9 protein-coding genes are annotated in these 11948 nt (G+C 57.8%); 6 read left to right on the top strand and 3 right to left on the bottom strand.

The genetic code is table 11. The features are described 5' to 3' along the window. Positions 1–10 precede the first annotated feature (10 nt). The 3 genes from HNQ59_RS07810 to HNQ59_RS07795 are packed head-to-tail and all read right to left on the bottom strand — an operon-like array spanning position 11 to position 3269. Entirely contained in the window at positions 11–1261 is a 1251-nt protein-coding gene (locus HNQ59_RS07810) for a glycosyltransferase family protein (protein ID WP_184037420.1), read from the bottom strand. Beyond that, positions 1258–3009: a hydrolase 1, exosortase A system-associated gene (locus HNQ59_RS19605; protein WP_343074217.1), complete on the bottom strand. Its 1752-nt coding sequence runs from the start codon at positions 3007–3009 to the stop codon at positions 1258–1260. Before HNQ59_RS19605 ends, HNQ59_RS07810 begins: the two co-directional genes overlap by 4 nt. A 14-nt stretch (positions 3010–3023) precedes the next feature. Beyond that, positions 3024–3269 carry an acyl carrier protein gene (locus HNQ59_RS07795; protein ID WP_184037417.1) on the bottom strand — a complete coding sequence of 82 codons (246 nt, stop codon included), beginning with the start codon at positions 3267–3269 and terminating at the stop codon, positions 3024–3026. A gap of 313 nt (positions 3270–3582) precedes the next feature. Between HNQ59_RS07795 and HNQ59_RS07790 the strand changes: the two genes are divergently transcribed. The 6 genes from HNQ59_RS07790 to HNQ59_RS07765 all read left to right on the top strand — a co-directional run bounded on the left by HNQ59_RS07790 (position 3583) and on the right by HNQ59_RS07765 (position 11903). Then, complete coding sequence (locus tag HNQ59_RS07790; RefSeq protein ID WP_184037414.1) at positions 3583–4686, top strand: GNAT family N-acetyltransferase; 1104 nt, start codon at positions 3583–3585, stop codon at positions 4684–4686. A 5-nt stretch (positions 4687–4691) separates the two neighbouring features. Beyond that, positions 4692–6275 (top strand): acyl-CoA ligase (AMP-forming), exosortase A system-associated, encoded by a 1584-nt coding sequence (locus tag HNQ59_RS07785; protein ID WP_184037411.1) that lies wholly within the window; start codon positions 4692–4694, stop codon positions 6273–6275. An 82-nt stretch (positions 6276–6357) separates the two neighbouring features. After that, entirely contained in the window at positions 6358–7590 is a 1233-nt protein-coding gene (locus HNQ59_RS07780; RefSeq protein WP_184037410.1) for a pyridoxal-dependent decarboxylase, exosortase A system-associated, read from the top strand. Beyond that, positions 7587–8768: a DegT/DnrJ/EryC1/StrS family aminotransferase gene (locus HNQ59_RS07775; protein WP_184037407.1), complete on the top strand. Its 1182-nt coding sequence runs from the start codon at positions 7587–7589 to the stop codon at positions 8766–8768. Before HNQ59_RS07780 ends, HNQ59_RS07775 begins: the two co-directional genes overlap by 4 nt. Continuing rightward, positions 8768–9847, top strand: a complete 1080-nt coding sequence (locus HNQ59_RS07770) for a GNAT family N-acetyltransferase (RefSeq protein ID WP_184037406.1) — start codon at positions 8768–8770, stop codon at positions 9845–9847. Before HNQ59_RS07775 ends, HNQ59_RS07770 begins: the two co-directional genes overlap by 1 nt. 220 nt (positions 9848–10067) lie before the next feature. Then, the gene (locus tag HNQ59_RS07765) at positions 10068–11903 is read left to right on the top strand and encodes an asparagine synthetase B family protein (protein ID WP_184037403.1); all 1836 of its coding nucleotides are present in this window, start codon (positions 10068–10070) and stop codon (positions 11901–11903) included. Positions 11904–11948: the final 45 nt, after the last annotated feature.

The raw sequence follows: 11948 nt of genomic DNA, 5'->3' as shown, positions 1-11948 counted from the left end.
CACTCCAGAATCAGGAAACTTGGGTTGCCGCATCCAATAAGCGGGCAAATTGTTCAGTCCGCCCCCTGCGTGATGCCGCTTGAATGGCCGCCTCGGAGGCGTAGGGTGCCTGGTCTGCCACCAACAACGACATGAATTGTCTTAACGCCGCCTTGATGGCATCCACATTGTCGAGTGGGGCAATGGTATTGATGCCCGCTCGGCGGATGACATCTGCCGTATCCCCGACGGGGTCGGTCAATGCCAATATCGGTCGTCGGGCACGAAGATATTCATAAGCCTTGGCTGGGATTTGCCCGTTGCAGGATGCCCCCTGCAGCACCAGCAGGCCATCCGTATTCAGCATCTCGCTCAGCGCATCCGCATAGGGAATGGGTGGGGCCAACTCGATCAGGTCGGTGATCCCTTCCCTGGCTGCCATCTCCTGCAGACGAGCATCGTTCCCCGTTGCCCGCAGGCGGATCAGCAATTGCGATATCAGTGGCTCCCCCGCCCGCTTCAGTTGGCCCAAGGCCATGAACAGCTGTGTCGGGTCGCGCTCCATTGAATACACGATCCCGCTATGCAGCAGAATGCGCCGCCCACCTTTGTCTGCGGGCGTGACAGGCTGTCCCGCAGCGCGGGCGAACACTTCTTCATCGTAACCGTTTTCAAGCAGCACCAGCTTATTACCGGGCAGATCCGGGTAAGTTTCCCGATAGGTCTGGATCGCCCCTGGCGATGTAAAGGTGGCGAAGCGGCATTGTTTGAACGCACGCATCTCCAGCTGTTTGAAGGCGTTCCAGACAGTTGGGTCCTCTGGGTAGCCATCTTGCGCCATCGGATCGCGGAAGTCAGCAATCCAGGGCAAGCCGGTTCTGGCCTGCAATGTCGCACCAATTTTATGCGCAGTGGCAATGGGGTAGGTTGACCAGATGGCAGCAGGCTGATAGCGCTTGATCAGGCGCATACCTGCCGGCACTGCACCCAGCCACCAGGTCACCCAGCGGTCAGGTAGCGCAAACGCGCGGGGGTAGCGACCAGCCAGCGACAGATGCCGTGACGTATCCAACGCAAATGCGCGCTCGACGATGACGCCCGGTGGCACATCCACCATCAGGTCATCTGATTTGTCTGGGTAGGCACGCGGGTGGGCGGTCAGGACAATCGGTTCCCAACCAAACTCCGTCAGATACTGTGAGAATCGCAATGCACGTTGAATACCACTGGAGCCGCGCAGCGGTGGGTAATGGTAGGCAATCAGCAGTACACGGCGACTCATTCACGTATCCAGTCTATTGTCCATTGCTCGACCGTCTCACGCCACGCCCGACGGGAGAAGGTATGGTTGGCTTCGTCGAACGCTTTCGTCTGCACATTGGCCGCCCGCAGCAGGGATTGCCAGTGAGGCGAAGCATTGACCGCCTCGCGAAATTCAGCAGCAGTCAGATCATCACCCGATAGAATGAACAGCACCCGCCCTTTGAACCGCGCCAACCCCTCTGCCATGCGAGCAGGCAGGGGTAATGATGCATCGATATCGGGCTGGTGAGTGGTGGGTGCTGCGGCTGTCACCTGCCGGGCAGCGCTGATCTTTTGCAGCAGCTCGCGAATCGAGCCACCCACATTGACCCCGCCTTTGAACAATTTCAGCCAGAAATCCTTGCTCAGCAAGCGTTGGCGGTAGTAATGCTTCACCATCGCCTGCGCCAACCCCGCCTCTGTCCGCACCCAAGGGTTCAACAGCACCAAGCCACTGACACGCCGATCACGCCAAGCATAGAACAGGGCTGCCGCTGCCGCATCACACAAGCCCCAGATCACCACCTTACGCAAGCCTGGCTGCCGCTCGAACAGGGCATCCACGGCTGTTCTCAGATCATCAGTCACTTGCTCGAACATATGCAATGGGCCGGTAGCATCACCCATTCCACGGTAGTCAAAACGCAATGACGGGATGCCAGACTCAGCCAGGGCACGGCCTAGCAGCGTAAATTGCCGATGACTCCCTGCACGATACTGCGGCCCGCCCACGACGATCAACACCCCTACCTCACCGGCCTGATCCGAGGCAGCCAGCAGCGCGGGCAATGATTCCCCCTGACAAGAGAGCGTCAGCGCCTGCTCAACCACTCGTGAGGACAACCGGGCGGACTCACTACCGCCACGCCCAGCGTCATTCATGACCACTGGCGCAACGGCCTCATTTTTGCTTTGCTCCAGGGCATGCAGTGTCTGATCCCAGAGCGCAGGCACATCGGTAATCTCTTGGGTATTCCAGAAACTCTCACCCACCACACCATGCAGGCGGACAACCGCTCCTTTGTCTCGCCAGGACTGGGCCAGCTTTTCGGCCACAGGCGGGGCTGGTCGATCAGGTGCGGACTGCATCTCAAACCAATCCACCACCAGACCGGCACGCTGCACATCAGCCAGCTTGGTACTCGCCAATGGCAAAGCCAGCTGCGGTGACAACCCATAACCCGCCACCTCCAGCGCCTGACCAGCATCCAGCTGCTGCCGGAGTTGGGTGGTGCTCATTGCACCATCGCCATTACCAGCAAGCATCTGGTTGGCCACCTTCAAGCGCAGAAACTGGATCAGGAACTGCTCGCCATTGGTGGCCGGCGACCACAACAACAGGCGCTGGCAAGCTTCATCCCGCATGGCGAGATCAGCCGCCAGCAACGCCCCCAGCCGTAGCCCCCATACCGTCAGTGGCACGCCATGGCGCGCCTTCAGCCATTGAGCGGCAGCTTGCATATCCGCCTGCCACCCGGCCCAACTGGCATCACCAAAATCCCCTGCACTATCGCCACACCCCCCAAGATCGACACAGAGCACCGCCCAGCCATTGCTGGCAAAACGGCGCGCCATCTCGGCTGCCATGCGGCGGGCCTTGTGCATCTCCTCAGCAAAAGGGTGCACATACAAAATGGCGCCCCTTATCGTGCCAAGTGGCGGATAATGCACACAGAACCGAGGCCCTGAGGGCGTCTCAAGGAAGAAGGGTTGGAACGGATGTGTCACGACAGGAATCAGGCTCAGGTCTTGGCGTCCACGAAAGCAACCAAGCTGCCCACCGAGGAAAAGGTGTCCGCGCTGATTTCGTCATCGGATACCGTGAAACCGAATTGTTCTTCCATGGCGGTGATCAAATTGATGACGGCAATCGAATCCAACTCCGGGATGCTACCCAACAGAGGGGTATCAAGATCAAATGCATCGATACGCCCGCCCAATTGCAGGGTATCAGCCAAAATTGCCTTAATGGCAGCAAGCGACGACATGTTCAGTAATCTCCGATTTCGACACAGCCTGAAATTGCATCAAGCCGTGGGTGCAACTACAAAACGAATAAACGGGGATTGTAACAGCAGCATCGAGAGATCTTCACTAGCATTACCAGCAGATCGCCCTATTGACACAATAAAATGACAACAACATACTTGTAATCGTATATGCTTATGATGCCAGAAAGCATGGAAATCCGCCAGCATATACCATATCGGCAATATGTAAATTCAGAACGAATATGCAGACAAACCCCAACCTAACCTTAAGAAACAATACATCACGCAGCAGCATTGGGATAAACACATAATGGATATCAGATGTTTCAACACGCTGAAATTCCTGCCTGATGTGTTGGTAAATGCATTTTCAGCCGCTGGCCAACAAAGTGTGTTTTACAGCTTGCCCTGGTTTCGCAACTACCTCGCTGCTGTCGAAGGCCCCTCTGCCAATTTGAGGCTCCTGACCGCCTCTGGACGGGATGCACAGGCTGCGCTGGTCATGCTGCGCAAGCAAAGTGAATTACCTTTGAAACCGTCGATGCTGATTGGTGCACAGAATTATTACAGCTGTCTGTTCGGCCCCGCCTATTCAGGCCAGCCGAATCAAGCCCTGTTTGACGCCATGTTGTCGCTGGCAGGCCAGGAACAGGTCGATCTGCTAGATCTCCACCCGCTGGATCGCGAAAGCCCTTGTTATACCCTGCTCAAAAACGCACTGGAAAACAATGGCTGGTGGGTCGATGAATACTTCTGCTTCGGTAACTGGTATTTGGAGCTCAACGGTCGGCGCTACAGCGAATATTATGAATCCCTGCCCTCAAAACTGAAAAACACACTGAAGCGCAAAAAGAAAGCGCTGGACCAAGCAGGCAATGCACGGTTCGAGATCATCGAAAACGGCCCGGATCTGGATCGCATCATTGCCGACTATATCCGTATCTACAATGCCAGCTGGAAAGTGCCGGAGCCTTACCAGGAGTTCATGCCTGGGCTTTTCAAGACCTGCGCCGAACAGGGTTGGCTGAGAGCCGGTGTGGCCTATGTCGATGATGAACCCGCTGCCGCCCAGCTTTGGATCGTTCATGACAAACAGGCGCTCATCTACAAGCTGGCTTATGATGAACGATTCAGTAAATTGTCCGTCGGCTCGATCCTGACCGCCATGATCATGGAATATGTGATAGATCGAGATCATGTTGAAATGATTGACTATTTAACAGGGGATGAGCCCTACAAACAAGATTGGATGTCGCATCGACGCGAACGTTGGGGCATCATTGCTTACAATCCGCGATCATTGAAAGGTCTGATCCATGCTGCAGCCCATTTCGGGGCCAAGCGCTGGAAGCACATGCGACAGACAGGAAAGAATGCGGACAATCAACCCGCTACCCAACAACACGACCCATGAGCATCATGCCCACACTCGTACACGAACTCATTCTGGCTACAGCGACCACATCACCCGATCAAGCGGCACTGGCCTATCAAAACCAGGTGTTGGACTATGCAACCCTTGCCCGGCAAGTTGCGCAGTTTGCCAACGGTGTGCTGGCGCAGGATCTCGCCAAATCAGAGCGGGTCGCCATCTATCTGGAAAAGCGTTTTGAGGCGGTCATCGGTATGTTTGGGGCAGCCGCAGCGGGCGGGGTTTATGTGCCGGTCAACCCGTTGTTGAAGGCAGAGCAGGTGGGGCATATCCTGCAGGACTGCAATGTGCGTGTGCTGGTCACGTCTGCTGATCGCTTGGTGACGTTACGCGAAGTGCTGACGCATTGCCATGATCTCAAGACCATCATCGTGACCGGGCTGAAAGCAGATACGGCTCCGCTCGCGGGTGTCCAGCTTTTGGACTGGCAAGCACTGCTTGATACGGCGGGCACCGTCCCCCCTCACCAGGTAATCGATGGCGACATGGCTGCCATCCTGTATACATCGGGCAGCACGGGCAAACCCAAAGGGGTGGTGCTGTCGCATCGGAACATTGTGGCAGGTGCTGCCTCGGTTGCTGATTACCTGAATATCACCTCGGCTGATCGCATTTTGTCGGTGCTGCCCTTGTCGTTCGATTACGGCATGAATCAGCTCACCACCGCGTTTCTGACCGGTGCGCGGGTAGTGCTGATGAATTATCTGCTACCACGTGACATCGTGAATGCATGCGCCAGGGAGCGCATCACCGGTCTGGCATGTGTGCCCCCGCTATGGGTGCAGCTGGCGCAACTGGAATGGCCTGCCGAGGCAGTACAGCATCTGCGCTATTTCACCAATTCTGGCGGGCATATGCCCTCCGCAACACTGGCCACACTTCGCAAATCATTGCCCAATACGCTACCCTATTTGATGTATGGTCTGACGGAAGCCTTCCGATCCACCTATCTGCCCCCTAGTGAGGTAGACCACCGTCCCGATTCGATGGGCAAGGCCATTCCAAATGCAGAGATCATGGTCTTGCGTGAGGACGGCACCCCTTGCGCCCCCAACGAGCCAGGGGAGTTGGTGCATCGGGGTGTCCATGTCTCAATGGGCTATTGGAACGACACAGCCAAGACCGCCGAGCGTTTCAAGCCGATTCCAGCCCAGCAGCCTGGCCTGGTCATGCCGGAAATCGCGGTCTGGTCCGGGGATACGGTCAGGAAAGATGAGGCAGGATTTCTGTATTTCATCAGCCGCCGCGACGAGATGATCAAGACTTCGGGTTATCGGGTCAGCCCAACCGAGGTGGAGGAAGTCCTGTACGGCACCGATCTGGTCGGGGAATGTGCCGCATTCGGGGTCAGCCATCCGCAGCTAGGGCAGGCCATCGTGGTTGTGGCCACTCCCAAAACAGGCGAAATGCTGGAAAAAGAAGCTTTGCAAATGGCCTGCAAAAAACAGCTGCCAGCATTCATGGTGCCGCATCACATCGAGTCGCGCACCGGCAGCCTGCCACGCAACCCCAATGGCAAGATCGATCGTAAGCAGCTCGCCAATGAGCTCGCGTCGCTATTCGATGCATGATGGATCTGGCGTGAGCCAGCTGAATTGAACATATGGCCGGATACCCGGCCATTGCCCACTGTTGTTGTCGTTTGAGATCACCATGACTGCAAGCAAACCTACCCATGCTCCGATCCTGTTTCCCGTCGTAGACCAGAGCTTGGTCATCGGCGGCATCCCCCTACCCAGGCTGGCGGCTCGGGTCGGGCAAACTCCGTTCTATGCCTACGACCGGCGCTTGCTGACAGCGCGTGTCCAAGCGTTGCGTGCAGCGCTGCCCGCAGAGATCGAGCTGCATTACGCCATGAAGGCCAACCCGATGCCTGCCGTGGTACAGCACATGGCGGGCTTGGTCGATGGATTGGATGTGGCTTCCGGACGTGAGCTGCGGGTTGCGCTGGACACGGGGATGCTGCCAGCCAATATCAGCTTCGCCGGCCCCGGCAAAGGGGAGCAGGAGCTGACCCAGGCCATCGCCGCTGGCATCGTGATCAATCTCGAATCAGAAACCGAGCTGGAACGCGTTGCCACGCTTGGTCATACGCTAGGGCTTCGCCCCAAGGTGGCTGTGCGCGTCAATCCAGACTTCGAGTTGAAATCCTCTGGTATGAAGATGGGGGGCGGGCCAAAACAGTTCGGTATCGATGCGGAGCGCGTCCCGGCTGTATTGACACGGATTGGCGCACTGGGGCTGGATTTCGAAGGCTTTCACATCTTCAGCGGCTCACAGAACCTGAAGCCAGAATCGATCGTCGAAGCGCATGATCTCACGTTCGAACTGGGCCTGCGCCTGGCAGCGCAGGCGCCCAGCCCGGTCAAAGCACTCAACATCGGTGGCGGCTTTGGCATTCCTTATTTCCCAGGTGAAAACCGACTCGACCTCGGGCCGATCGCGGACAACCTGGCGCAAAAGCTGCCTGATGTCAAAGCCCGACTGGGCGGCGCAGCCATCATCATCGAGCTGGGGCGGTATCTGGTCGGTGAGGCGGGCATCTATGTCTGCCGCATCACCGACAAAAAGGTATCGCGTGGCCACACCTATCTGGTGACCGATGGCGGCCTGCACCATCACCTGTCTGCCTCCGGCAATTTCGGACAGGTCATTCGCAAGAATTACCCCGTTGCCATCGGCAACCGCATGGGGCAAGACGATGCAGCACCCGCATCGGTCGTTGGGCCGCTGTGCACCCCACTTGATCTGCTGGGAGACAAAATGACGCTGCCCGAGGCTGAGATCGGCGATCTGGTCGTGGTATTCCAATCCGGTGCCTATGGCTATACCGCCAGCCCAACCCGCTTCTTGAGCCATGCCGAGCCGATCGAGGTTCTGGTATGACGGCATTGGCCGACTGCCACGTCGAGTTCATCCGCCTGGACCCTTTTCGCGATTACCCTTCGCCCAAGGTTTCCGTGCTGCCGGTATTCGACCCGGCTTTGATCCGCCATCGACTCCCAGCCGGCCCCTTTTTTTCCGATCAGGCAGTCTTTTTGAATGCCGGTCGTACCGCTTTGGAATGGATTGCCCGCCATCTGCCGCGCCCTGGCGCCATCCTGCTGCCCGCCTTTCATTGCCCGACCATGGTCACCCCGGTGCATGCAGCGGGTAGGCAGGCACGTTTTTATCGGCTACAGCCTGATCTGCAGCCCGATCTGGCCGATCTGGAGCAAACGCTGCAAGGCGGCGACATCGCTGCGGTGCTGGTACCGCACTATTTCGGCTTCCCGCAACCGGCACTGCCAACCCTTGCCAGCCGTATCAAAGCGGCCAATGCCTACTTGATCGAAGACTGCGCACATGCGCTGCTGAGTGAGCAGAATGGTCAACCTCTTGGCCAGACTGGAGATTACGCAATTGCCAGTACACGCAAATTCGTTCCTGGCCGGGACGGTGGCCTATTGCTGATCAACCATGCACCTGAGAGTCCGGTCGATCTCCCACGCCCCGGCATGGGTGCGGAGTTGCGCTCCGTATATGACCTGCTTCAACAATCAGCCCAACATGGACACCTGCCCATACTGAAGTGGCTGGTGCGTCCGCCCAGCCTACAAGCCATCGGCAACTCTGCCCAAACGCTACCCCCACAGCGTATCCAGGTAGATGCCCGGCAGGGCCTGCCCCGGCAACGTGGCCTGCATAGCTCGCGCTGGGTGTTGCGCCACACGGACTATCCAGCCCTCATCAGTAGACGACGTTCGATATACAAGCAGTGGCTGCACATCGTCAACGATATACCCGGCGTGCGCCCGCTGTTTCCGGCCCTGCCGGACGGGGTCGTTCCCTATATGTTTCCCCTGCTGCTCGACGAACCCAAGCGCTACTTCCCAGCACTGAAGCAGGCCCGCCTGCCCATCTGGCGCTGGGACGAGCTGGCAGAATCTTCATGTGAAGTCAGTCAACGTTATGGTATTGGCTTGCTACAATTGCCTTGCCACCAGTCGATCCGACATGATGAACTGGATTGGATGGCAACCCAATTGTCCCAGATCATGCATTCAAACAAAGGTTTGTCCTGATGATCAATGACTGGCTGCTTGAGTCCGCCCTCGCTGAATTCGACCGCTACCAAGTGGAGTGGGATGCATGGAATGCCAGGCTTTATAACAGCCACCCCATGTTCTGCCATACCTTCGTCCACAGCCTGCTGCAACACTATGGTGATGAAAAAGTGCTATTGATGGTGCACCGCCCTACAGGCGGCCTGCTGCTGACACAGCCATACCGTGGCCAGGGCTGGACCAGCTTTTTGCCGCCCCAGTTACAAGCAGCGCCACTGATGTTGAACAAACAGGCCTATGCAGAGCGGATGAGTCTGTTCAAAGCCTTGCCGGGCTTTCCCATCTTCATCGACTGGATGGCACAGGACCCGATGTTCAGCCCCTGCCAAGGCGAGACCAGCCCAGTCGAGTCGCGCCAGCATGCCGCCACGACCATGGCCATCACCTTGGCCGACTCTTTCGACACCTACTGGGCAGCTCGTCCTAAAAAGCTGCGTAACAATATCAAGCGCTATCAGCACCGCATCGAAAGCACGGGTGAGCCCTTCTCGTTACGCATCCACACTGCTCCGCAGGCTATGACCGGTGCGCTGGACAGCTACAGCGAGCTGGAGGCAAAAGGCTGGAAGGGGCGGGCAGGCACCGCCATCACCGCAGGCAGCCAGCAGTGGCGCTTTTACCACGATGTGCTGCAAAAGCTGGCGGCGGTGGGCAGCGCACAAGTATATGAGCTGGTGTTGGGCGGGCGGGTTGTCGCCTCCCGCTTGGCCATTTCAGCCAATGGCATGCTGGTCATGTTGAAAACCACCTATGATGAACAGCTCAAAGAGCTGGCGGTGGGGCGCGTGCTGCTCCATACCTTGCTGCAGCATGAGTTTGCCGCAGGCCGCTTTCAACGGATCGAGTTCTACACCAATGCATCCGCCGATCAGCTGGAATGGGCCACGGAAGCCCGCGAGATCGACCACATTACGCTATATCGCTCATCCCTGTATGCAAGCGGAATGACCGTGGTCAAGAATCTGCGCGACCTGACAAAGCGTATAGGCAAGGCGCAACCAGCCACGGGCACTGAGATCGGTGACACCAGACAATGACGCGCTGTTTGCGCATGGGCGAGTGATAGTCAGAAGACTGAGCACCTTCCAGATCACCGCCACACAGTCATGCTGCAAACAGCCTTGGCATCCCGGCCACTTGGCGGGTTGAGATGCCAGGGTTTCGTTGACGTGATTGCATGGCTACGAATCACCTCAACCAAGCCCGACAGAACAAGAAGCATCAACGTATCACGCAATCAACTGTTTAGAGGAAACTATGACCGGACTTTGCGGCTGGATTGGCCACGCCACGACCGAGCCCGATACCACCCTGGCACGCATGGTGGGGCGCCTATCGCCCTTCCCAGGCGCCAAGCCCAGCAATTGGGCCATGCCAGATGGCGCGCTCGGCGGCACAGGCTTGAAACACGCTCCCGTGATCGCACAGCAAGGCGGCTGCCGGGCGGTGGTCATTGGTCGGCCACGCATCAGCGACTCCCATCTCCACGCCTATGCCATGCAACATGGACATGCTGGCGCGCTGATCCAGGGATATCGCAAGGAAGGCCCGGCAGTGCTGCGTCATTTTGCAGACAGCTTTGCCCTGGCTTTGGTTGATCTCGACAAGCAACATGCTTTGCTGGCCGTGGACCGATTCGGCTCGATTCCATTGAGCTTCAGCGAGACCGGCAACGGGCTGATCTTCGCCAGCAGCCTATGGGCGCTGAATACCCACCCGGCAGCCAACTCAAGCATCGACCGGCAGGCCATCTATCACTACCTGTATTTCCATATGGTTCCAGGGCCGGAAACCATCTACCACAACCAGTTCCGCCTGGAGCCTGGCGAATACCTGCACTGGCAGAATGGGGACAGCCGCCGCAAGCGTTACTGGGAGCCGGTCTTCACCGAAAGTGGCGGCCAATCATTCGTCGAGCAGAAAGAAGCCTTCACCGCCTTGTTGCGGGAAAGCATGCGCGAAGCATCCGCCGGTGCGGAAACGGGTTGTTTCCTGTCAGGTGGCACCGACAGCTCCACCATTGCCGGCATGCTGACCGCCGTGCAAGGCCGCCCTGCCAAGACCTACTCCATCGGCTTCGAGGCGGAAGGCTACGATGAGATGGAATTCGCTCGTATCGCCGTCAAGCATTTCGGCACCCGCCACACTGAGTACTACGTCACGCCAGACGATGTCGTCAACGCCATTCCCCGCATTGCAGCGGCGTCCGACCAGCCATTCGGCAATTCATCGGTGGTGCCCGGCTTCTACTGTGCCCAGCTTGCCCACCGGGACGGGGTCGAGCGCATGCTGGGCGGCGATGGTGGTGATGAGCTGTTCGGCGGCAATGCCCGCTATGCCAAACAACATGTGTTCGAAGTCTGGGGCCGCGTGCCGCGTGCAGTGAAAAAATCGCTGATCGAGCCACTGGCATTCAACCTGCCCACCAGCCTGCCCTTGATCGGCAAAGCCCGCAGCTATATCGAGCAAGCCAATACGCCAATGCCGGCCCGGCTGGAAACCTACAACCTGCTGGAGCGATTCGGCGCTGCCAACATCTTCACCCGCGACTTCCTAGGCCAAGTGAACATCAGCGGCCCAGGCCAACATCAACAACGGACATGGGATGCCATCCAGGCCCAGAGCCTCATCAACCAAATGCTGGGGCTGGATTTCAAATACACCTTGGCCGACAACGACCTGGTGAAAGTCAACCTGGCCTGCGAGCTGGCTGGCGTCGATATCGCCTACCCCTTGCTGCATGACAAGCTGACCCAGTTCTCGCTCAAGCTCGACCCAGGCTGGAAGCTCAAAGGGCAGCAGCTGCGCTGGTTTTTCAAAGAAGCGCTGCGTGACTTCCTGCCACCCGAGATCATCACCAAGGAAAAACACGGCTTCGGTCTCCCATTCGGCCCCTGGCTCACCAAGCACACAGGCTTGCAGACCCTGGTCAATGACAGCCTGTCGGATTTGAAACGCCATGATCTGATCCGCCCGGAATTCATCGATGACATGATGAGCAAAGTACGCGAGCACCCCGGCTACTACGGCACAATGGTGTGGATCTTGATGATGCTGTCGCTGTGGCTGAAGGAAGCGAAACAGACCATTTGAAAACACACTTGATCCGGCGGGCGGCTGCCCGCCGAGCCCCATAGC

It is taken from the genome of Chitinivorax tropicus, assembly GCF_014202905.1.
Lineage (GTDB): Bacteria > Pseudomonadota > Gammaproteobacteria > Burkholderiales > SCOH01 > Chitinivorax > Chitinivorax tropicus.
Note: the sequence above shows the minus strand (reverse complement) of the source record. Positions and strands in the feature narration are given on the sequence as shown.

Excerpts from the sequence above, each read along its gene's own strand:
- HNQ59_RS07780 (WP_184037410.1), top strand. The coding sequence starts at position 6,358 with ATGACTGCAAGCAAACCTACCCATGCTCCGATCCTGTTTCCCGTCGTA.
- HNQ59_RS07765 (WP_184037403.1), top strand. The coding sequence starts at position 10,068 with ATGACCGGACTTTGCGGCTGGATTGGCCACGCCACGACCGAGCCCGAT.
- HNQ59_RS07795 (WP_184037417.1), bottom strand. The coding sequence starts at position 3,269 with ATGTCGTCGCTTGCTGCCATTAAGGCAATTTTGGCTGATACCCTGCAA.
- HNQ59_RS07810 (WP_184037420.1), bottom strand. The coding sequence starts at position 1,261 with ATGAGTCGCCGTGTACTGCTGATTGCCTACCATTACCCACCGCTGCGC.
- HNQ59_RS07775 (WP_184037407.1), top strand. The coding sequence starts at position 7,587 with ATGACGGCATTGGCCGACTGCCACGTCGAGTTCATCCGCCTGGACCCT.
- HNQ59_RS07790 (WP_184037414.1), top strand. The coding sequence starts at position 3,583 with ATGGATATCAGATGTTTCAACACGCTGAAATTCCTGCCTGATGTGTTG.
- HNQ59_RS07785 (WP_184037411.1), top strand. The coding sequence starts at position 4,692 with ATGCCCACACTCGTACACGAACTCATTCTGGCTACAGCGACCACATCA.
- HNQ59_RS07770 (WP_184037406.1), top strand. The coding sequence starts at position 8,768 with ATGATCAATGACTGGCTGCTTGAGTCCGCCCTCGCTGAATTCGACCGC.